The organism is Streptomyces sp. NPDC025638 (assembly GCF_055558775.1).
On the sequence record NZ_JBVHLX010000007.1, the window covers coordinates 233,881 to 254,962 of the forward strand.

At 71.9% G+C, this 21,082-nt stretch carries 17 protein-coding genes and 3 pseudogenes; 12 read left to right on the forward strand and 8 right to left on the reverse strand.

Annotated features, from left to right (window positions below; genetic code table 11):
* Positions 1-70: 70 nt before the first annotated feature.
* The 4 genes from ACZ4EG_RS20075 to ACZ4EG_RS20090 all read right to left on the reverse strand — a co-directional run bounded on the left by ACZ4EG_RS20075 (position 71) and on the right by ACZ4EG_RS20090 (position 4,726).
* Positions 71-910 (reverse strand): hypothetical protein, encoded by an 840-nt coding sequence (locus tag ACZ4EG_RS20075; protein ID WP_467791531.1) that lies wholly within the window; start codon positions 908-910, stop codon positions 71-73.
* 80 nt (positions 911-990) lie between these two features.
* Positions 991-1,965 carry an acyl-ACP desaturase gene (locus tag ACZ4EG_RS20080; RefSeq protein WP_453545337.1) on the reverse strand — a complete coding sequence of 325 codons (975 nt, stop codon included), beginning with the start codon at positions 1,963-1,965 and terminating at the stop codon, positions 991-993.
* Positions 1,966-2,189: 224 nt separating this feature from the next.
* Positions 2,190-2,966 carry a dimethylargininase gene (ddaH, locus tag ACZ4EG_RS20085; protein ID WP_390705517.1) on the reverse strand — a complete coding sequence of 259 codons (777 nt, stop codon included), beginning with the start codon at positions 2,964-2,966 and terminating at the stop codon, positions 2,190-2,192.
* Between the two features lie 134 nt (positions 2,967-3,100).
* The gene (locus ACZ4EG_RS20090) at positions 3,101-4,726 is read right to left on the reverse strand and encodes an ABC-F family ATP-binding cassette domain-containing protein (RefSeq protein WP_467791532.1); all 1,626 of its coding nucleotides are present in this window, start codon (positions 4,724-4,726) and stop codon (positions 3,101-3,103) included.
* A 350-nt stretch (positions 4,727-5,076) separates the two neighbouring features.
* Between ACZ4EG_RS20090 and ACZ4EG_RS20095 the strand changes: the two are divergent.
* Positions 5,077-5,952 (forward strand): annotated as a pseudogene (locus ACZ4EG_RS20095) (isocitrate lyase/PEP mutase family protein).
* A 1-nt stretch (position 5,953) separates the two neighbouring features.
* On the opposite strand, the gene ssgD reads toward ACZ4EG_RS20095, so the two are convergent.
* Complete coding sequence (ssgD, locus tag ACZ4EG_RS20100; protein ID WP_467791533.1) at positions 5,954-6,370, reverse strand: spore wall synthesis regulator SsgD; 417 nt, start codon at positions 6,368-6,370, stop codon at positions 5,954-5,956.
* Positions 6,371-6,637: 267 nt separating this feature from the next.
* Here ssgD and ACZ4EG_RS20105 point away from each other — a divergent pair, with 267 nt between their 5' ends.
* Entirely contained in the window at positions 6,638-7,699 is a 1,062-nt protein-coding gene (locus ACZ4EG_RS20105; RefSeq protein WP_467791534.1) for a WD40/YVTN/BNR-like repeat-containing protein, read from the forward strand.
* Between the two features lie 84 nt (positions 7,700-7,783).
* On the forward strand, positions 7,784-8,116 hold the full coding sequence (locus ACZ4EG_RS20110) for a plasmid stabilization protein (RefSeq protein ID WP_390705520.1): 333 nt from the start codon (positions 7,784-7,786) through the stop codon (positions 8,114-8,116).
* 10 nt (positions 8,117-8,126) lie between these two features.
* Here the strand turns inward: ACZ4EG_RS20110 and ACZ4EG_RS20115 are convergent, their stop codons facing one another.
* Positions 8,127-8,423, reverse strand: a complete 297-nt coding sequence (locus ACZ4EG_RS20115; RefSeq protein ID WP_453545347.1) for a YciI family protein — start codon at positions 8,421-8,423, stop codon at positions 8,127-8,129.
* Positions 8,424-8,484: 61 nt separating this feature from the next.
* On the opposite strand from ACZ4EG_RS20115, the pseudogene ACZ4EG_RS20120 reads away from it, so the two are divergent.
* Together ACZ4EG_RS20120 and mmpA are read left to right on the forward strand one after the other, a co-directional pair.
* Positions 8,485-9,168, forward strand: a pseudogene (locus tag ACZ4EG_RS20120) (endonuclease V); the annotation flags it as partial.
* Between the two features lie 540 nt (positions 9,169-9,708).
* Positions 9,709-9,855 carry a morphogenic membrane protein MmpA gene (gene mmpA, locus ACZ4EG_RS20125; RefSeq protein ID WP_390705522.1) on the forward strand — a complete coding sequence of 49 codons (147 nt, stop codon included), beginning with the start codon at positions 9,709-9,711 and terminating at the stop codon, positions 9,853-9,855.
* Between the two features lie 6 nt (positions 9,856-9,861).
* Here the strand turns inward: mmpA and ACZ4EG_RS20130 are convergent, their stop codons facing one another.
* Positions 9,862-11,040, reverse strand: a complete 1,179-nt coding sequence (locus ACZ4EG_RS20130; protein WP_467791535.1) for a saccharopine dehydrogenase family protein — start codon at positions 11,038-11,040, stop codon at positions 9,862-9,864.
* 139 nt (positions 11,041-11,179) lie between these two features.
* On the opposite strand from ACZ4EG_RS20130, the pseudogene ACZ4EG_RS20135 reads away from it, so the two are divergent.
* From ACZ4EG_RS20135 to ACZ4EG_RS20160, 6 genes and pseudogenes are all read left to right on the forward strand, one after another.
* Positions 11,180-11,334 (forward strand): annotated as a pseudogene (locus tag ACZ4EG_RS20135) (MmcQ/YjbR family DNA-binding protein); the annotation flags it as partial.
* Between the two features lie 137 nt (positions 11,335-11,471).
* A complete protein-coding gene (locus ACZ4EG_RS20140; RefSeq protein ID WP_467791536.1) occupies positions 11,472-12,626 on the forward strand; it encodes a CaiB/BaiF CoA transferase family protein in 1,155 nt (384 codons plus the stop codon).
* The gene (locus ACZ4EG_RS20145) at positions 12,626-13,639 is read left to right on the forward strand and encodes an LLM class F420-dependent oxidoreductase (protein ID WP_467791537.1); all 1,014 of its coding nucleotides are present in this window, start codon (positions 12,626-12,628) and stop codon (positions 13,637-13,639) included. The genes ACZ4EG_RS20140 and ACZ4EG_RS20145 overlap by 1 nt, the downstream gene beginning before the upstream one ends.
* A 31-nt stretch (positions 13,640-13,670) precedes the next feature.
* Positions 13,671-14,885 carry an acetyl-CoA C-acetyltransferase gene (locus tag ACZ4EG_RS20150; RefSeq protein WP_453545357.1) on the forward strand — a complete coding sequence of 405 codons (1,215 nt, stop codon included), beginning with the start codon at positions 13,671-13,673 and terminating at the stop codon, positions 14,883-14,885.
* A gap of 46 nt (positions 14,886-14,931) precedes the next feature.
* Positions 14,932-17,127 carry a 3-hydroxyacyl-CoA dehydrogenase NAD-binding domain-containing protein gene (locus ACZ4EG_RS20155; RefSeq protein WP_453545359.1) on the forward strand — a complete coding sequence of 732 codons (2,196 nt, stop codon included), beginning with the start codon at positions 14,932-14,934 and terminating at the stop codon, positions 17,125-17,127.
* A gap of 167 nt (positions 17,128-17,294) precedes the next feature.
* Entirely contained in the window at positions 17,295-18,629 is a 1,335-nt protein-coding gene (locus tag ACZ4EG_RS20160; protein WP_467791538.1) for a glycoside hydrolase domain-containing protein, read from the forward strand.
* Positions 18,630-18,650: 21 nt separating this feature from the next.
* Here the strand turns inward: ACZ4EG_RS20160 and ACZ4EG_RS20165 are convergent, their stop codons facing one another.
* A complete protein-coding gene (locus ACZ4EG_RS20165) occupies positions 18,651-19,364 on the reverse strand; it encodes a MerR family transcriptional regulator (RefSeq protein WP_467791539.1) in 714 nt (237 codons plus the stop codon).
* 242 nt (positions 19,365-19,606) lie between these two features.
* Here ACZ4EG_RS20165 and ACZ4EG_RS20170 point away from each other — a divergent pair, with 242 nt between their 5' ends.
* The gene (locus ACZ4EG_RS20170) at positions 19,607-21,073 is read left to right on the forward strand and encodes an amino acid permease (protein WP_467791540.1); all 1,467 of its coding nucleotides are present in this window, start codon (positions 19,607-19,609) and stop codon (positions 21,071-21,073) included.
* The last annotated feature ends 9 nt before the right edge of the window (positions 21,074-21,082 follow it).

A 21,082-nucleotide genomic window follows, 5' to 3' on the forward strand; every position in this document is an offset into this window, starting at 1 on the left:
CATCCATCGTCCGGCAAGAGCCGCGATCCCGCAGTCCGGGAAGCCCGCCCGCCCCCTTCGCCCCTTCGGCTCAGGCGATGGCGCTCGCGGTCAGCACCAGCTCGGTGGCGTTGCCGTGGAACGTCTCGACCAGCTGGGCCAGTACCGCCCAGGCGTCCTCGCGGTCGCCCAGATGGTCGTGGACGAGCGGGCGCAGGGCCTGCTCGGCCTCCTTGATGCGGGTCGGGAAGAGCACCTGACCCATGGAGAGGACCTGGAGCGCGTGTACGGCGGGGCCGTGGGCCGTCGCGTACTCGGCCGGGCCGTCGAGCACACCCGCCAGACGGACCCGGTGGGTGAACTTGCGGTGCGAACCGAACCGTTCGCGCAGCGCGGGCGGGCAGTCCGGGCGTACGGACAGCGCCCAGCGTGCGTACCCGGGCAGTGGACGCTCGCCGTGCGCCTCGGCGACCGCCGCCCAGTCGGTGCGCGTCAGGACCATGGACCCGGCCGCCCGGGCCTGCTGAAGGGACGTCGCCTCCCGCAGCGCGCCCACGAGGCCGTGCCGCACATAGCTCTCGGGCACCTCGGGTTCCTCGTCGCGCAGGGTGGGGTGCACCGGGAGCGGCTCGGTGCGCCCGGGACCGAACGGCACGCCCCGCGCGACGGCCCGGCGCAGCGCGGCGTCGGTGCCGACGAACCGCCACACCACCGCGTTGAGGTCCGGGTCGTCCTCCTCGAGGACCCACAGCACCACCGAGGACGGCAGCACATCGGCCCAGGCCCACGCGCGGTCGAGCCGGCGCCGCATCGCCGCGGGGTGTTCGGGGCCGGGCAGGCCGGTCCGCGCTCGGATCCGTCCGGCGGTTTCTTCGTCGATCAGGCCGAGCAGAAAGCCGACTGCCTGTTCCGCCCTGGTGTGGTCACGCATGGCGGCATGATGCCGCAGGCCACTGACAGGGCGCACCGACACATCGGTGCGCCCTGCACGCTACGGTCGGGTGCTGCCGGTCAGGCCCCGGCGCGCGCCGTCATCCGCGCCTTGCGCGCGGCCAGCTTCTCGTCGAACTTCAGCGCCTCCGCGTCGAGACCGCCCATGAACAGGCCGAGTTCGTCCTGTGCCTGCTTCCCCTCCGGGCCGAGCCCGTCGATCTCCATGATCTTCAGGAAGCGCAGCACGGGCTGGAGGACGTCGTCGTGGTGGATGCGGAGGTTGTAGACCTCGCCGATCGCCATCTGGGCCGCGGCGCGCTCGAAGCCGGGGATGCCGTGGCCGGGCATGCGGAAGTTCACGACGACGTCCCGCACGGCCTGCATGGTCAGGTCGGGGGCGAGTTCGAAGGCGGACTTCAGCAGGTTGCGGTAGAAGACCATGTGCAGGTTCTCGTCGGTCGCGATGCGGGCCAGCATGCGGTCGCAGACCGGGTCGCCGGACTGGTGGCCGGTGTTGCGGTGCGAGATACGGGTCGCGAGCTCCTGGAAGGCGACATAGGCGATCGAGTGCAGCATCGAGTGACGGTTGTCGGACTCGAAGCCCTCGCTCATGTGGGACATGCGGAACTGCTCCAGCTTGTCCGGGTCCACCGCGCGCGAGGTGAGGAGGTAGTCGCGCATCACGATGCCGTGCCGGCCCTCCTCGGCCGTCCAGCGGTGCACCCAGGTGCCCCAGGCGCCGTCCCGGCCGAAGAGCGAGGCGATCTCGTGGTGGTAGCTGGGGAGGTTGTCCTCCGTCAGAAGGTTGACCACGAGGGCGACACGGCCGATCTCGGTGACCTTGGACTGCTCCTTGCCCCAGGCCTCGCCGTCCTCGAACTGGCCGGGGAAGTTGCGTCCGTCGGTCCACGGGACGTACTCGTGGGGCATCCAGTCCTTGGCGATCTTCAGATGGCGGTTCAGCTCCTTCTCGACCACTTCCTCGAGCGCGTACAGCAGCTTCGCGTCGGTCCACACGGACGGGCTGCCGAGGTGAGGAGAGGTGATCGTCACAGGAACTCCAGGGGGACGCCGTACAAGGGGGATGAAGGAGGTGAACCGGCGAGCGGTGCCGGAACCTACGAGATCGTAGGCTACGAAGCCGTAGGTTACGAAGCCGTAGGTTAAGCGTGGCGTAAAGATCGCTGATCAGGCGCCGTTCCTCTGCTGTACCAGGACATGTCAAACGGCCCCGGGATGCGCAGGTCCCGGGGCTGTTGGGGTGATGGATCAGCCGATCAGGCGTACAGCCCCCGCAGTCGCACCGAGAGGCACGTCACACACCCCTCGAGCTTCTCGAACTCGCTGATGTCCACCGTGACCACCTGATGGCCGAGATCGGTGAGCAGTTCCTTCGTCTTGGGCGCGCTGTCCGCCATCAGCAGCTTGCTGCCGCCGAGCAGCACCACGTGCGCGCCGGCCTCCTCGGGCACCGCGAGGAAGCCCGGGAACAGTGAGGGGCGGTCCACGTTCGGGATGTGCCCGATCACCGTGCCGTCGGGCAGCGCGGTGACCGCCGACTTCAGATGCAGCACCTTGTTCACCGGTACGGCCACCACCCGCGCGCCCAGCGGCTCGAAGGCGGCCCGCACCTGCTGCACCCCGGCCGCGTTGGTGCGTCCGCCCCGGCCCACGTAGATCGTGTCGCCGACCTTCAGGACGTCACCGCCGTCCAGGGTGCCCGGCTCCCAGATCCAGTTGACCGAGCAGCCGAGGCGGGCCACGGCCTCCTCGACCCCGGCGGTCTCGTCCCGCCGGGACTCGGCACCCGGCCGGGTGATCAGCGCCACGTTCTTGTACATGACCACGGTGTCCTCGACGAACACCGAGTCCGGACAGTCGTCGGCCGCGTCCACCTCGACCGTCTCCCAGCCGTGCGTACGCAGCGCCTCGACGTACGCCTCCCACTGCTCCACGGCGAGTTCTGCGTCGACCTTCTCCCGCTCGATGTGCGTCACCAGGCCTTCGGCGAGGCGCGGGCTGGGGCGGCGGACGAGGGCCTTCTTGCTGGGCACGACGGGTCTCCGAATCGGCGGGTCGGTACGGCGCCCACGATGCGGCGCCGGTTCGCCATCATGCAGGCCCGGACCGGGTGTACAAAACCCCGGTGCCGGGCCGTGTCCCGCCAAAGGCGCTCCAAGGAAGACGGTCAGGCCGGGTCCCCGACCTCCTCGGGTGTCGTCTCCTTCAGTTCTCCCTCCTCCAGGAGCAGCCAGCGGGTGATGCCGAGGGACCTGAGGAACGGCAGGTCGTGGCCGGCCACGATGAGCGCTCCCTCGTAGGACTCCAGGGCGGTCGTGAGCTGGCGCACGCTCGCCATGTCCAGGTTGTTCGTCGGCTCGTCGAGCAGCAGGAGCTGCGGTGCGGGCTCGGCCAGCATCAGCGCCGCCAGGGCCGCCCGGAAGCGTTCGCCGCCGGACAGCGTGGCCGCCTTCTGGTCGGCGCGGGCGCCCCGGAACAGGAAGCGGGCCAGACGCGCCCGGATCCGGTTGTTGGTGGCGCCCGGCGCGAACTGGGCCACGTTCTCGGCGACGGACAGCTCGCCGTCGAGGACGTCCAGCCGTTGCGGCAGGAACCGCAGCGGCACATGCGCCTCCACTTCGCCCGCCACCGGCGCCAGCTCCCCGGCGATGGTGCGCAGCAGGGTCGTCTTGCCCGCGCCGTTGCGCCCGATCAGCGCGATCCGCTCGGGACCGCGCAGGTCGAGGATGCCGTTGACGCGCGCCCCGTACGCCAGTTCCAGGCCGCGCAGGGTGAGCACGTTCCGGCCCGGCGGTACGGCCGTGTACGGCAGCTCGACGCGGATCTCGTCGTCGTCCCGTACGGCGTCCACCGCCTCGTCGAGCCGGTCCTTGGCCTCGGCGAGCCTCTCCTCGTGCATGATGCGGTGCTTGCCCGCGGACTCCTGCGCCGCGCGCTTGCGTGCCCCCATCACGATCTTCGGTTCACGCTTCTGCTCCCACATCTTCTGCCCGTAGCGCTTGCGGCGGGCCAGCTTGACCTGGGCGTCCACCAGTTCGCGCTTCTGCTTGCGAAAGTCCGCCTCGGCGACCCGCACCATGCGTTCGGCCGCCTCCTGCTCCACGGCGAGGGCCTCCTCGTAGGCCGAGAAGTTGCCGCCGTACCAGGTGATCTCCCCGGCACGCAGATCCGCGATCTGGTCGACCAGTTCGAGAAGCTCGCGGTCGTGGCTGACGACGACCAGCACGCCCGGCCAGGACGAGACGGCCGCGTACAGCCGCCTGCGCGCGTACAGGTCCAGGTTGTTCGTGGGCTCGTCGAGCAGCAGCACGTCCGGGCGGCGCAGCAGCAGCGCGGCCAGGCGGAGCAGTACCGACTCGCCGCCGGACACCTCGCCGACCGTGCGGTCCAGGCCGATGTGGCCGAGACCGAGTTCACCGAGGGTGACGAGCGCGCGCTCCTCGACGTCCCAGTCGTCGCCGACCGTCTCGAAGTGCTCCGCGGACGCGTCGCCCGCCTCGATGGCGTGCAGTGCGGCCCGCCGGGCGGCGATGCCGAGCGCCTCGTCGACGCGCAGGGCGGTGTCGAGCGTGACGTTCTGCGGGAGGTAGCCGACCTCGCCGGTCACCTTGACGGTGCCGTCCGACGGGGTGAGCTCGCCGGCGATCAGCTTCAACAGGGTCGACTTTCCCGATCCGTTGACGCCGACCAGCCCGGTCCTGCCGGGGCCGAAGGCCACGTCGAGGCCGTCGAGGACGGAGGTGCCGTCGGGCCAGCCGAAGGACAGGGACGTACAACTGAGAGAAGTGGACACAAGGGCCTCGCGGTTGCTGGGTGCGGTCGGGGTGGACGCGTGTCGAGACACCGCAGGGCGCGGACCGGGGAACCGGGGGCACACAAAGGCCCTGTGCCGGAGGACGGCTCGGACGCCGAGGTCGCACACGACGCACACACCCGACGGGTGTGACGCGGTGTCTCAGGACCTCAGACGAGCAACGTCCTTCTCCAATCGACGGCAACAGGACCGCTGAACAACGTACGAGGGGTGCGCCGGGCCGTCAACGCAATTAATCGCGAGCCCGCGCCGCGAGCTCGCACCGGCCCCCACGTACACGTCGGATTTCTGCCGGCCCGCGCCCCGGCCCGGCTGGTTGAGTCGTCCGCATGACGAACGAGAACACCCCGGGAGACCGCGCCCTGGCCTTTTGCGCCCTGCACATCCCGGGGCGTCCGCTCGTCCTGCCGAACGCCTGGGACGCGATGAGCGCCCGGCTCGCCGAGGACGCCGGCGCCGCCGCGGTGGCGACCACCAGCGCAGGGCTCGCCTGGAGCCTCGGCACAGCCGACGGCGACCGGCTGGAGCGGGACCGAGCACTGGACGCGGTGGCGCGCATCGCCGCCACGGTCCGCGTCCCGGTCGGCGCCGACGTCGAGAGCGGCTACGCGAAGGACCCGGCGGGCGTCGCCGACACCGTCCGCGCGGTGCTCGCGGCGGGCGCGGTGGGCATCAACATCGAGGACGCGCTGTACGAGGAGGGGAGCGGCCCGCTGCGGCCGCTCGCCGAACAGGCGAGCGAAGCGAAATGGGGGTCCCCCCGGACGAAGTCTGGGGGAGCATCGCCGCCGCCCGCGAGGCCGCCGACGCGCAGGGCGTGCCGCTGTTCGTCAACGCCCGGATCGACACCTTCCTGGGGGGCGCCGGGGGAGTGGACGCCACCCTGGAGCGGGCCGCCGCCCGTCCGCGCCGCGGGCGCCGACGGGATCTTCGTCCCCGGGGCCGTCGACCCGGAAACGGTCAGGGCGCTCGCCGAGGGCATCGATGGACCGCTCGACGTGCTGGCGGGCCCCGGCGCACCGTCCGTCGCCGAGCTCGCCGCCCTGGGCGTGGCCCGGGTGAGCGCCGGGTCCGGCCCGGACCGGGCCGCCTACGCGGTCGTCCGCCGCGCGGCGCGGGAGCTGCTGGACGCGGGGACGTACCGGGCACAGGAGCAGGGGCTGGACTACGGGGAGCTCAACACCCTGCTGACGCGGGGGCGCTAGGTCAGCAGGCGTCCCGCATCAATTCGGCCAGTTGGTGGTCGAGGTCCAGCTGGAGGTGTTCCAGGCCCTCGGGCACGAGCTCGTTCGTGGCCTGCAGGAACCGGCGGATCTCGCCCGTGCGGACGTGCACGACGGCGGTGCCCTCGGGGGCGTGGAACTCCAGCACGGTGCGGTCGTACCCGTACGGCCGCACCCGGACGTCGCCGTGGCCCTCCGGGCCGTGCAGGCCCGCGGAGAGGAGCTGGCGGGCGAAGCTCCAGCACACCTCCACGCCCTCCAGGGTGGCCGGGGCGGGGAAGGTCATCCGGACGGCGAACGGGTCGTGCCGGTCGTAGCGCAGCGTGGCGGGAATGCTCGGCATGCGCGGTGCGGCGGCGACGAGTCGGGCCTCTACGGGCTGCTCGATGACGATGGACAACGCCTTGCTCCCTCGTGACGGCTGGACGAACTTCCGGGTGGCTGAGACCCGGCACTGGAAGAGACGACGGAATCAGCCAATCCGTGCACACGAATTTCGAGTGACCTCGGTCACCGCGTCCATGCACGCGAGGGGCAGGTGAGTTCCGTACCGCCGTGAGCGGCGCCCGGGGCCCCTGGACGACGCCGGGGCGGTGGGCTAGCTTCGCCCGCCATGAGGCGTTTGGGGAGCACGCGACGAACGAGACGTACGACCCGTACCAGCCGGATGGTGGCCGCGGGGGTCGCCTGCGGGGCGGCGCTGGCCGCGCTGACGCTCGCACCGGCGCACGCCGCGCCGCAGGGCGGCCACCGCGCACCGCACTGGGAACTCAAGGACACCGGCACCCCCGACATCCGCTACCGCGGGCTGTCCGCCGTCAGCCGCGACACCGCCTGGGTGGCCGGATCCGGCGGTACGGTCCTGCGCACCACGGACGGCGGGGCGAGCTGGCGCAACGTTTCCCCGCCGGGCGCGGCCGCTCTGCAGTTCCGGGACATCGAGGCGTTCGACGCGCGCCGCGCGGTGGTGCTGGCCATCGGCGAGGGCGAGGACTCCCGCGTCTACCGCACCGACGACGGCGGCGCGACCTGGACGGAGTCCTTCCGCAACACCGACCCGAAGGCGTTCTACGACTGCCTCTCCTTCTTCGACCGCCGCCACGGCCTCGCCATGAGCGACCCGGTGGACGGAAAGTTCCGCATCCTGTCCACCGGCGACGGCGGCCGCACCTGGCGGGTGCTGCCCTCCGACGGCATGCCCGCCGCGCTGGACGGCGAGGCGGGCTTCGCGGCGAGCGGTCAGTGCCTGGTCACCTCCGGTCCCGAGGACGCGTGGCTGGCGACCGGCGGCGGCGCACGCGCGCGCGTGCTGCACTCCACGGACCGCGGCCTGACCTGGACGGCCACCGACACGCCGGTCCCGGCCGGCGACCCGGCCCGCGGCGTGTTCGCCCTCGCCTTCCGCGACCGCACCCACGGCCTCGCCGTCGGCGGCGACTACCGCGCGGACCAGCCCTCCCCGCAGGCGGCGGCGCTCACCCCGGACGGCGGCCGCAGCTGGCGGCCCGCCGCCGCGCCCCCGCCCGCCTACCGCTCCGGCGCCGCCTGGCTCCCGCACAGCCGCGGCGCCGCGCTCGCCGTCGGCCCCACCGGAACCGACCTGACCACCGACGCCGGGCGCACCTGGCGGACGGTCGACACCGGCTCGTACGACACCGTGGACTGCACCCCCGACCTGGGCTGCTGGGCGGCCGGGGAGAAGGGGCGCGTGGCGCGGCTGGAGAGCTGATGCGGCGGGCCGCGGCGCGGGTACTCGGTCGTCGTGCACGACACGAGAGGTCGTCGCACACGACACGAGAGGAAGTGAGCGGCCATGCCACGCGGTGCCAGTCCCAAGCGGGAACGTCAGTACGAGCACATCAAGCAGAGCGCCCTGGACCGGGGCGAGAGCACGGAGCGCGCCGAGGAGATCGCGGCGCGGACGGTCAACAAGGAACGCGCCAGGGCCGGTGAGTCGAAGACCGCCAGTCGCACCTCGACCCAGGACATGTCGTCCGGCGAGCGCGGCGGCAGGCGGTCCCACCAGGGTGCCCAGGGGCCCACCTACGACCAGCTGTACGAGGAGGCCAAGCAGCGCAACGTCAAGGGCCGTTCGGACATGAACAAGGAGCAGCTGCGGCGCGCGCTGGGCGGGAAGAAGAGCTGAGCCCGCGCGCTCAGCCGAGCGTCTCGCGGTAGCGCTCCAGCCCGGGCGCCGTCTTGGTGGCGATGAACTCCGTGATGCGGTAGGCGCACACCCCGGCGGCGACGAACGGATCGCCCGCGGCGACGTCCTCGATGCGCGCGCGGTCCTCCGCGACGGCCAGGATCACCCCGCCCTCGCGGGGGTCCTTGCGCCCGGAGGCGAGGAAGAGGCCCTTCTCGTACTGCTCGTCGAGCCATGCCACGTGCGCCGGCATCACGGCGTCCACGGCGTCGAGCGGTGCGGTGTAGATCAGGTCCAGTACGAACATGATCACGAGCCTACCCCTGGGCGCCCGCGCGGCCGGCCGGGCCCGTACAGTCGACCCCACCATGACGACCGTACGTGTGCCCGCGGGCTGGCCCGCGACCGAGGAGCAGGCCCGCGCCGTACAGGACGAACTGCGCGGACGGGTGGTGCTGGACGAGCCGGGGCCGCCGCCCGGGACGGGGTACGTCACCGGGGTCGACGTCGCCTACGACGACGAGCGGGACGTCGTCGCGGCCGCGGCCGTCGTGCTGGACGCGGCGACGCTGGACGTGGTGGCCGAGGCGACGGCCGTCGGGCGGATCTCCTTCCCGTACGTCCCCGGGCTGCTCGCCTTCCGCGAGATCCCCACCGTCCTGGCCGCCCTCGACGCCCTTCCCCACCCGCCGGGCCTGGTGGTCTGCGACGGCTACGGACTGGCCCACCCGCGCCGCTTCGGCCTCGCCAGCCACCTCGGCGTGCTCACCGGGCTGTCCACCATCGGCGTCGCCAAGAACCCGTTCACCTTCACGTACGACGACCCGGACCCCCGGCGCGGCAGCGGCACCCCGCTCCTCGCGGGCACCGAGGAGGTCGGTCGCGCCCTGCGCACCCGGGACTCCGTCAAGCCGGTCTTCGTCTCCGTCGGCCACCGGGTGAGCCTGGACAACGCCTGCGCCCACACGCTCGCGCTCACCCCGCAGTACCGGCTCCCGGAGACAACGCGCCGGGCGGACGCGCTCTGCCGGCGCGCGCTTCGCGAGGCGACGCGCGGGCGGAGCCCTCTCGTCGAGCATGCGGCCGCGGATCCCGAACGGAGCTGGGGCCGTTCCCTGTTCGAGCGCCAGCCCCTTCCCGTCGTCTGGGCGGGCCGGGTGCTCCGGGCGGCGGCGGAGGGGCTGGGCCGGACACCGGAGATCGACGCCGCGCTGGACCTCGCGGACGACCGCGACCGCTGGAGCCGGGGGCGCGAGGTGTTCGAGCTGGTCCGCGGGCGAGGACTCGCGGCCTGGGAGCATCCGACGCAGGAGCAGCAACTCCTGGTCCGCCTTGCGGAGCTGGTCGGCAAGCTCGCCCACAACGAGGCGGGACCCCCGCCGCTCTTCGACTACCACGCGGGGTGGCGGATCGGCCCCCTCGCGGTCCGGCTCGCCACCGCCGCCCACGATCCGGCCGTACGGGACCGCATCGCGGAAGCGCTGGGGGACTGGCCGTCGGCTGAGTACGACGCCTGAGTACGACGCCTGAGTACGTTGTGTGAGTAGCTGTACGGATGTGACGGCCCCGCCGCGACCGGCACGCTGTGGCGCATGACGACATCCCGTGCCGCAAAGCCCCTCGCAGACCCCAACCGCCCCGTCGAGCGCGCCGTGACGGCCGCGCTTGTCCTCGCCGTGCTGGCGGGGCTCGGCTGGATAGGCGGGATGATCTACACGGTACTGGGGTGGCCGCTCTAGCCGCCGCTAGAAGGTCGCCACCACTCTGAACGTGATCCCCGCCGTGCGCAGCCGCTCGGTCAGGGCGTCGCCCATCGCCTGGACCGTCGTGACCTGGCCGGCTGTCGGCGGCAGGTCGTCGAAGGCCAGGGACAGGGCCGACTCGGCGAACATCTTCGCCGTCTCGTCGTAACCGGGGTCGCCGCCGCAGACCTCCGTGAACACGCGCCGGCCGCCGCCCTTGCCGACGAACCGGACCGAGAACCAGCTCTTCGCGCGCTTGTCGGCGCTCGGCCCGTCCCCGGGCTTGAGCCGGTCCGACAGCCAGCGCCGGGCGGGCGGCAGCTGAGCGGCGGCGACCACCGCGCCCACGGCCGCGACCGAGCCCAGGGCGACGGGCAGCCGCTTGACGGCCGCGTAGTGCCGATAGCGGAAGTCCGGGCCGTACCGGTCCACGGCCTTCGCCGACCGCCGGACGATCTGCGCGTCGATGGTCGGCAGGGGGAGGGCCCAGGCCCCGACCTCCTTGGCGAACCGTGGCGCACCGGTCGGCGCCGAAGCCCTGCGTCCCATCAGCCGCGGCTCGTGCCGGCCGCGGTCGCGCGCGGCGGCGAGCATCTGCCGGCCGCGCCCCATCTGGGTCAGTGCCGAGGCGAGGGTGCCGCCGGAGAAGGTGGCGTCGGCGGTCACGTATCCGTCCACCGTCAGCGGTACGCCCTCGGGCAGCTGCCGGACCGTGAAGTACGCCCCCAGGTCGTGCGGCACCGAGTCGAAACCGCAGGCATGCACCAGCCGGGCGCCGGTCTCACGCGCGCGTGCGTCGTGGCGGACGTACATCAGGTCCACGAACTCGGGCTCGCCCGTGAGGTCGAGATAGTCCGCCCCGCTGTCCGCGCAGGCGGCGACGAGTTCCTCGCCGTAGCGGACGTACGGCCCGACGGTCGAGGCCACCACGCGCGCGTGCCCGGCCAGTTCGCGCAGTGTCCCGGGTTCGGTGACGTCCGCCCGGAGCACCCCGACCTCCGCACCGCCCGGCAGCCGTTCGCGCAGCGCCCGCAGCCGGCTCTCGTCACGGCCGGCGATCGCCCAGCGCAGGTTCTCGGGCGCATGTGCGGCCAGGTACTCCGCGGTGAGCGTCCCGACGAAGCCCGTGGCTCCGAAGAGCACGATGTCGTACGGACGGTCCGTCCTGCTCAGCCTGCTCATGACACCTCTCGGTCGTGCAACCCGCGCCGCTGTCGGTGGCTGAGGCTAGCGTGAGGTGTGCGGAGCCCGACGACCAGCCCGGAGGCAGCCGATGGCCGTGCCCGGCAACACCCTGAAGAAGTGGGAAAAAGTGCGTCGCGCCGAGCCCGTCGGCTACGGCCTCGGGCGGGCTGGGTGCGGATCCCGCTGCAGCAGCCGGGCGCCCCGGCCGGCGAGCAGCTGTGCGACTGGGTCGAGGAGAGCCATCAGGTGATCGCCCCCAAGCGGCTCATGGCGGAACTCGACGCGCGCTGACCTCCCGCGGACCACGCTGGGCGAGCGGACTTCCGGGTAACTTGGCTAAGCGCTTGCTCGCCAGGTCTTGTGCCGGGTGGAACACGTTCTTAGCATCACTGGTGTTACATCAGTTGTGTCACAAGACTGGGGGCGGCATGAGGACGGCCAGGACGCCGACGCCGGGACAGGGCCCGCTCACGGGCGTGCGCGTGGTCGAGCTGGCCGGGATCGGACCCGGCCCGTTCGCCGCGATGCTCCTCGCCGACCTGGGCGCCGACGTCGTACGGGTGGACCGGCCGGGCGGCAACGGCCTGGGCATCGACCCGGCGTACGACGTCACCAACCGCAACAAGCGCTCAGTGCTCGTCGACCTGAAGTCGGCGGACGGCCCGGCGCGCGTCCTCGACCTGGTCGAACGGGCCGACATCCTCATCGAGGGCTTCCGCCCCGGCGTCGCCGAGCGCCTCGGCGTCGGCCCCGAGGACTGCCACGCCCGCAATCCGCGGCTGGTCTACGGCCGGATGACCGGCTGGGGCCAGGAGGGCCCGCTCGCCCAGCGTGCCGGCCACGACATCGCGTACATCGCCCTCACCGGCACCCTCGGCATGATCGGCGCCCCGGACGAGCCCCCGGCCATCCCCGCGAACCTGGTCGGCGACTACGCGGGCGGCTCCCTCTACCTGGTCGTCGGTGTCCTCGCCGCCCTGCACCACGCGCGCGCGACCGGTACCGGCCAGGTCGTCGACGCCGCCATCGTGGACGGCGCCGCGCACCTCTCCGCGATGATCCACGGCATGCTGGCCGCCGGCGGCTGGCAGGACCGGCGCGGCGCCAACCTCCTGGACGGCGGCTGCCCCTACTACGGCACCTACGAGACCGCCGACGGCAGATACATGGCGGTCGGCGCCCTGGAGCGGCAGTTCTACGAGGAGTTCCTGCACCTGATGGACCTCGACGAGCTGGCCCCCGCCCGCAAGGACTGGACCCGCTGGGGCGAGCTGCGCGAGCGCGTCGCCGCCCGCTTCAAGTCCCGTACCCAGGACGAGTGGACGGCCGTCTTCGAGGGCTCCGACGCCTGTGTGGCCCCCGTCCTGTCCCTGCGCGAGGCCCCGCACCACCCGCACCTCGCCGCCCGCGGCACCTTCACCGACCACGGCGGCATCACCCAGCCCGCGCCGGCCCCCCGCTTCACCGAGACCCCCACCACCGTCCGCACCGGCCCCGTCCTGCCGGGCGCCGACACCACGGAAGTGGCCCGCGACTGGGACGTACCCCGGCTCATCACCGACCCCGAGAAGGACGGCGACTGATGGAACTCTCGATCCCCCTCGACTACGCGACCGACCCGCGCACGGCCGCGGACCAGGCCGCCGCTCTGGAGTCGGCGGGCCTCGACGCCGTCTGGGTCGCGGAGGCGTACGGCTTCGACGCCCCCACGATCATGGGCTATCTGGCCGCCCGCACCGAACGGATGAAGATCGGCTCCGCGATCCTCAACGTCTACTCCCGCACCCCCGCCCTGATCGCTCAGACTGCCGCCGGCCTCGACGCCATGTCGGGCGGCCGCGCCGTCATCGGGCTCGGCGCCTCCGGCCCGCAGGTGGTCGAGGGCTGGCACGGGAAGGCGTACGACAAGCCCCTCGGCCGCACCCGCGAGACCATCGAGCTGACCCGGCGCATCCTGCGCCGCGAGGTCATCGACCACCACGGCATCACGGACATGCCCCGGCCCGGCGGCCTCGGCAAGCCCCTGAAGATCCTCACCAAGCCCGTGCGCCCCGCGGTGCCCCTGTACGTCGCCTCCCTCGGCCCCGCCAACGTCCGTATGACCGCCGAGATCGCCGACGGCTGGCTGCCCACCCTGTTCGTCCCCGAGAAGGCCAAAGACGTGTGGGGGACCCCGCTCGCGGAAGGCGCCGCCCGCCGCGACCCCGCCCTGGAGCCGCTGCGGATCGTCGCGGGCGGGCTGCTCGCCATCGGCGAGGACGCGGCCGCCGTACGGGACCTCGCCCGCCCGAAGATCGCCCTGTACGTCGGCGGCATGGGCGCGCCCGGCAAGAACTTCTACAACGACCTCGCCGTCGCGTACGGCTACGAGAAGGAAGCCCGGCTCATCCAGGAGCTGTACCTCTCCGGCCGCAAGAAGGAGTCCGAGGCGGCCGTCCCGGACGAACTCTGCGAGCTCATGTCGCTGTGCGGCCCGGAGGGTTACGTCCGTGAGCGCGTCGCCGCGTTCCGCGAGGCGGGCGTGACGATGCTGAACGTCGTCCCGGTGGGCCCGGACCCGGCCCGCCTGGTCGAGACCGTCAAGAGCTGGCTCTGAAAAACCCTCACCCTCCCGGAAAGGCTTGTCAGTGAGCACCGAAGCGTACGTGTACGACGCGATCCGCACTCCGCGCGGCCGCGGCAAGGCGAACGGCGCCCTGCACGGCACGAAGCCCATCGACCTGGTCGTCGGGCTCATCCACGAGATCCGTGACCGTTTCCCCGGCCTCGACCCGGCCGCCGTCGACGACATCGTCCTCGGCGTCGTCGGCCCGGTCGGCGACCAGGGCTCGGACATCGCCCGGATCGCGGCGATCGCGGCCGGACTGCCGGACACCGTGGCGGGCCTCCAGGAGAACCGCTTCTGTGCGTCCGGCCTGGAAGCCGTCAACCTGGCCGCCGCCAAGGTGCGCTCCGGCTGGGAGGACCTCGTCCTGGCCGGCGGCGTGGAGTCGATGTCCCGGGTGCCGATGGCCTCGGACGGCGGCGCCTGGTTCAACGACCCCATGACCAACCTCGCCGTCAACTTCGTGCCCCAGGGCATCGGCGCCGACCTGATCGCCACCATCGAGGGCTTCTCCCGGCGCGACGTCGACGAATACGCGGCCCTCTCGCAGGAGCGCGCGGCCACCGCCATGAAGGAGGGCCGCTTCGAGCGCTCCGTCGTCCCCGTCAAGGACCGCAGCGGACTCGTGGTCCTCGACCACGACGAGTTCCCGCGCCCCGGCACCACCGCCGACTCGCTCGCCAAGCTGAAGGCGTCCTTCGCCGACATCGGCGAGCTGGGCGGCTTCGACGCGGTGGCCCTGCAGAAGTACCACTGGGTCGAGAAGATCGACCACGTCCACCACGCGGGCAACTCCTCCGGCATCGTGGACGGCGCCTCGCTGGTCGCGATCGGCTCCAAGGAGGTCGGCGAGCGCTACGGACTCACCCCGCGCGCGCGGATCGTCTCCGCGGCCGTCTCCGGCTCCGAGCCGACCATCATGCTCACCGGGCCCGCGCCCGCCACCCGCAAGGCGCTCGCCAAGGCCGGGCTGACCATCGACGACATCGACCTCGTCGAGATCAACGAGGCGTTCGCGGCCGTCGTGCTGCGCTTCGTCAAGGACATGGGCCTGTCCCTGGACAAGGTCAACGTCAACGGCGGCGCGATCGCGCTGGGCCACCCGCTCGGCGCCACCGGCGCGATGATCCTCGGCTCGCTCATCGACGAACTGGAGCGCCAGGACAAGCGGTACGGCCTCGCCACGCTGTGCGTGGGCGGCGGCATGGGCATCGCCACCGTCGTCGAGCGCATCTAGTTCCCAGCGGCAGCAGAGACTTCAGACCTCAACGGAGACCCCTGACATGACCGAGAGCACCACCATCCGCTGGGAACAGGACGACACCGGCGTCGTCACCCTCGTCCTGGACGACCCCAACCAGTCCGCGAACACCATGAACGCGGCCTTCCGCGACTCGCTCGCCGCGATCACGGACCGCCTGGAGGCGGAGCAGGACTCCATCCGCGGCATCATCTTCACCTCCGCCAAGAAGACCTTCTTCGCGGGTGGCGACCTGCGCGACCTCATCCGCGTCACCCCCGAGACCGCCCAGGACCTGCTCGACGGCGGCCTCGCCATCAAGCGGAACCTGCGCCGTATCGAGACCCTGGGCAAGCCGGTCGTCGCGGCGATCAACGGCGCGGCCCTGGGCGGCGGCTTCGAGCTCGCCCTCGCCTGCCACCACCGCGTCGCCCTCGACACCCCCGGCACCAAGATCGGCTGCCCCGAGGTCACCCTCGGCCTGCTCCCCGGCGGCGGCGGAGTCGTGCGCACCGTACGCCTGCTGGGCATCGCCGACGCGCTGCTGAAGGTCCTCCTCCAGGGCACCCAGTACAACGCGCGGCGCGCCCAGGACAACGGCCTCGTCCACGAGGTGGCCGCCACGCCCGAGGAACTGCTCGCCAAGGCCCGCGCCTTCATCGACGCCAACCCCGAGTCGCAGCAGCCCTGGGACAAGCCGGGCTACCGGATCCCGGGCGGCACGCCGGCCAACCCGAAGTTCGCGGCCAACCTGCCCGCCTTCCCGGCCAACCTGCGCAAGCAGACGGGCGGCGCGCCCTACCCGGCCCCGCGCAACATCCTCGCGGCCGCTGTCGAGGGCTCCCAGGTCGACTTCGAGACCGCCCAGGTCATCGAGGCCCGCTACTTCGTCGAGCTGGCGGCGGGCCAGACCTCGAAGAACATGATCCAGGCGTTCTTCTTCGACCTCCAGGCCGTCAACTCCGGCGCCAACCGCCCCAAGGGCATCGAGGCGCGCAAGGTCCGCAAGGTCGCCGTCCTCGGCGCCGGCATGATGGGCGCGGGCATCGCCTACTCGTGCGCCCGCGCGGGCATCGACGTCGTCCTGAAGGATGTGTCGGCAGAGGCGGCGCAGAAGGGCAAGGGCTACTCCGAGAAGCTGTGCGCCAAGGCCGTGGCCAAGGGCCGTACCAGCCAGGAGAAGGCCGACGCGCTGCTCGCCCGCATCACGCCCACCGCCGACGCGGCCGACCTCGCCGGCTGCGACGCGGTCATCGAGGCCGTCTTCGAGGACACGACCCTCAAGCACAAGGTGTTCCAGGAGATCGAGAGCGTCGTCGCCCCCGACGCGCTGCTCTGCTCCAACACCTCCACCCTGCCCATCACCGCCCTCGCCGAAGGCGTGGAGCGCCAGGCCGACTTCATCGGACTGCACTTCTTCTCGCCCGTCGACAAGATGCCGCTCGTCGAGATCATCAAGGGCGAGCGCACCGGCGACGAGGCCCTCGCGCGCGCTTTCGACCTGGTCCGGCAGATCAACAAGACGCCCATTGTCGTCAACGACTCCCGCGGCTTCTTCACCTCGCGGGTGATCGGACACTTCATCAACGAGGGTGTCGCGATGGTCGGCGAGGGCATCGAGCCCGCGTCGGTCGAGCAGGCGGCCGCCCAGGCCGGCTACCCGGCCAAGGTGCTCTCCCTGATGGACGAGCTGACCCTGACCCTGCCCCGCAAGATTCGGGGCGAGTCGAAGCGGGCCGTCGAGGAGGCGGGCGGCACCTGGCAGGCGCACCCCGCCGAGGCCGTCATCGACCGCATGGTCGACGAGTTCGGGCGCCCCGGACGCAGCGGCGGCGCGGGCTTCTACGAGTACGGCGAGGACGGCAAGCGGGCCGGGCTGTGGCCGGGGCTGCGCGAGCACTTCACCGAGCCCGGACACCAGATCCCGTTCCGGGACATGCAGGAGCGCATGCTCTTCTCCGAGGCACTCGACACCGTCCGGCTCCTCGAAGAGGGCGTCCTGACGTCCGTCGCCGACGCCAACATCGGCTCCATCTTCGGCATCGGCTTCCCGGGCTGGACCGGCGGTGTGCTCCAGTACATCAACGGCTACGACGGCGGCGCCGGGGCAGGCGCCGGTGTCGCCGGTTTCGTGGCACGCGCCCGTGAACTCGCCGAGCGCTACGGCGAGCGGTTCCAGCCGCCCGCCCTGCTGGTCGAGAAGGCGGAGCGGGGGGAGACCTTCACCGACGCACGCTGAGCAAGTCCCCAGGTGACACGGCCGCGCCCGCGCCCTGCCGGAGCTCCGGCGAGGCGCGGGCGCGCGCCGTAACGGGTGAACTTCTTGCACGCCTGTGGACAGCGGGGGCTTGGGGACGCGACCGTGAGGGCGAGCGAACTCGGCCATACCGCTCAGGGGGGGTCCCCATGCCGTACTCACGCTCTGCCCTGCGAAGATTCCTCGCCGTCGCCTCGGCCTGCCTCCTCGGCGGAGCCTCTGCCCTCGCGGTCGCTCCCGTCGCCGCGGCCGAACCGGCCACGCCCGTCGGCTATCCGGCGGGCGCGACCGCAACCCGCTACTCGGGGCTCGCCTTCGACGCCTGCACGGCCCCGCCGCTCACCACCGTGCAGGCCTGGAACGCCTCGCCCTACCGCGCCCTCGGCGTCTATGTCTCCGGCGTCAACCGTACGTGCGCCCAGCCGCAGCTGACCGCGTCCTGGGTGGCCTCCGTGACCGGGCTGAAGTGGCGCCTGCTTCCCATACACAAGGGCCTGCAACCGCCGTGCGGGGCACGGCCGTCCGACGCCAAGATCAGCACGAGCCCGGCCACGGCCCGCTCGCAGGGCACCGCGGCCGCCACGGAGGCGATCGCCGCGGCCAAGGCCCTCGGCATGCTGCCCGGCAGCGCCCTCTACAACGACATCGAGCACTACACCCAGACCGACGGCACCTGCCGCACGGCCGTCCTGACCTATGTCTCCGCCTGGACCAAGGAACTCCACCGGCTCGGCTATGTCTCCGGCGTCTATATGAACCTCAACCTGGGCGCCCGCCAACTCGCCGACAGCTACACGTCCACGGCCTACGCACGCCCGGACGCCCTGTGGATCGCGCGCTACGACAGCGTCGACTCCCTCAAGGGCTGGGCCGGCATCGCCGACTCCAAATGGGCTGTCCACCAGCGCGCCAAGCAGTTCCGCGGCGGCCACGACGAGACCTACGGCGGAGTGACCCTCAACGTCGACACCGACCGGCTCGACGCGCCCGTCGCCACGGTGGCGTACCCGTACAAGGTGACCAGCACGACCCCGCTCAACGCCCGCACCGGGCCCGCGACCAGCTACCCCGTCACCGCGACCTACGCCCCCGGCGCGACCCTGAAGGTCGTCTGCCAGACGCCCGGCACCAAGGTCGGCACCACGTCCGTGTGGGACAGGCTCACCAACGGCGGCTATGTCTCGGACCGTTACGTCAGCACCCCCTCCGGCACGGGCTACAGCGCGCCGCTGCCCCGCTGCGCCTACCCGTACCAGGTGACCGCCTCGGCAGGCGTGACCGAGCGCAGCGGCCCCGGCACGGGGTACTCCGCCGTCGGCACCTCGCCCGGCGGAGCCTTGGCGTGGGTCACCTGCCAGCGGTCCGGTTCCACGGTCGGCACCACCAAGATCTGGGACCGGCTCGACAACGGCCACTATGTGTCGGACCACTATGTGGCCACGCCCAGCGGCACCTCGTACAGCAAGCCCGTGCCGCGCTGCTGAGCCGAGCGACGGGCCGGTGGGTCATGGGGCTTCGTCTGCCTGCGCATCGTCGAGCCACAGGCGCAGCTCCTGCTTCAGGGACCGCTGGAACGTGGTCAGCAGCCCCTGCACCACCAGCGGTTGCATATGGGCGGACAGCGACCGCACATGCCGCGCGTCCCGCTCCGAGACCTCGTCGCGCAGCAGTTGCGAGAGCTCGTGGGCGGCCGCGCGCGAGTGCTCCAGGAGCACCTTCCGCGCGGCGAGGATCGCCTCCTGGGACAGCGGTACGTCCAGCAGCTCGACGCCGAGCCGCAGCTGTCCGAGGTCCACGCGGTAGGCGTCACCGGCCCGTTCGACGACGTCCATCGCCACGAGCCGGTCCAGGTCGCCCTCGTCCAGGGACCGCCCCGCCCGCCGCTCCAGTTCCTCGCGCGACAGTGTCTCCGCCGCGTCCGGGGCCCACGAGGAGACCACGGCCCGGTGCACGGCGAGTTCGTGCGCGGTCAGGTCCGGCGGCAGCTGCCGCAGATACCGCTCGATCGCGGCCAGCGTCATGCCCTGGTGCTGCAACTCCTCGATCAGCGCCAGGCGCGCCAGATGCTCCCGGCCGTAGTGACCCACCCGGCGCGGACCGATCACCGGCGGCGGCAGCAGGCCCCTGGTGCCGTAGAAGCGGACCGTGCGGACCGTGACGCCCGCCCGGGCGGCCAGCTCGTCGATGGTGAGGGTCGGCTCCTCGGTGTCGGTCGTCATGTGCAGCAGTATTGCTGTCTCACCAGTGCTGTGACACCTCTTCCGCGGTGCGACCGGAGTGTGAGCCGCGGGTGACCGCGATGTGAGAAGAGCCGCTCTGTGACGAGGAACATCGCATACGGGGTGATCCTTCTGGAAAGCTGCTCCCTTGGTCTGTACCGCGACACAAGGGCGGTGCGGGCCGAGACAGTACGGACACCCGGGCCCACGACGCCCGGGCGCACCAGAGAGTGGAACCACCCGTGAGCAAGGACGCCGTGGAATCGGCACAGGTCGCCGCCCCTACCCGGGCGACCGGGACGCCCGCGGACGCGGGCGACGCCGGCTACAGCAAGGCCCTCAAGGCCCGCCACGTCAACATGATCGCCATCGGCGGCGCCATCGGCACCGGACTCTTCCTCGGCGCCGGCGGCCGTCTGCACAACGCCGGCCCCGCACTCGCCCTGGCCTATCTGGTCTGCGGCGTGTTCGCCTTCTTCGTCGTACGGGCCCTCGGTGAGCTCGTCCTGTACCGGCCCTCGTCCGGTTCGTTCGTGTCGTACGCGCGCGAGTTCCTCGGCGAGAAGGGCGCCTATGTCGCCGGCTGGATGTACTTCCTGAACTGGTCGACCACCGGTATCGCCGACATCACCGCGATCGCGCTGTACACGCACTACTGGAGCATGTTCACCAGCATCCCGCAGTGGGTGCTCGCCCTGGCCGCCCTCGCGGTGGTCCTGGCCGTGAACCTGATCTCCGTGAAGATCTTCGGCGAGATGGAGTTCTGGTTCGCGATCATCAAGGTCGCGACCCTCGTCGGCTTCATGCTGATCGGCATCTTCCTGCTCGCCACCCAGCACAAGGTCGGCGGCCAGACCCCGGGCCTGAGCGTCGTCACCGACCACGGCGGCATCATCCCGCACGGCATGATGCCGGTCGTCCTGGTCATGCAGGGCGTGATCTTCGCGTACGCCGCGCTGGAACTGGTCGGCGTCGCGGCCGGCGAGACCGCCGAGCCGGAGAAGGTCGTCCCGCGCGCGGTGAACTCGATCATGTGGCGGGTCGGCCTCTTCTACGTCGGCTCGGTCGTGCTGCTGGCCCTGCTGCTGCCGGGCTCGGTGTACTCGGCCGACCAGAGCCCCTTCGTGACGGTGCTCTCGAAGATCGGCGTCTCGGGCGCCGGTGACGTGATGAACCTGGTCGTCCTGACCGCCGCCATGTCCTCGCTGAACTCCGGCCTGTACTCCACCGGCCGCATCCTGCGCTCCATGGCGATCGCGGGCTCGGCCCCGAAGTTCACCGCCCGCATGAACCGCAGCCAGGTTCCGTACGGCGGCATCCTGCTGACCTGCGCGGTGTGCGTGCTCGGCGTCGGCCTCAACTACCTCATGCCGAGCCAGGCCTTCGAGATCGTGCTGAACGTCGCCTCCCTCGGCATCATCAGCACCTGGGTGATCATTATGATCTGCCACCTGGTCTTCGTCCGGCGTGCCCGGGCGGGGCTGGTCACCCGGCCGCACTTCCGCCTCAAGGGCAGCCCCGGCACGGAGATTGCCACGATCGCCTTCCTGCTGGTCTGCCTCGGCATGATGTGGAACGACCCCGAGGTCGGCCGCAAGACGCTGATGCTCATCCCGGTGATCGCCGCGCTGCTGGTCGGCGGCTGGCACGGGGTGCGCCGCCGGGTGTCGAAGACCGCGGACCGAGAGCTGTCCGAGCTCACGAAGTAGCAGGTCACG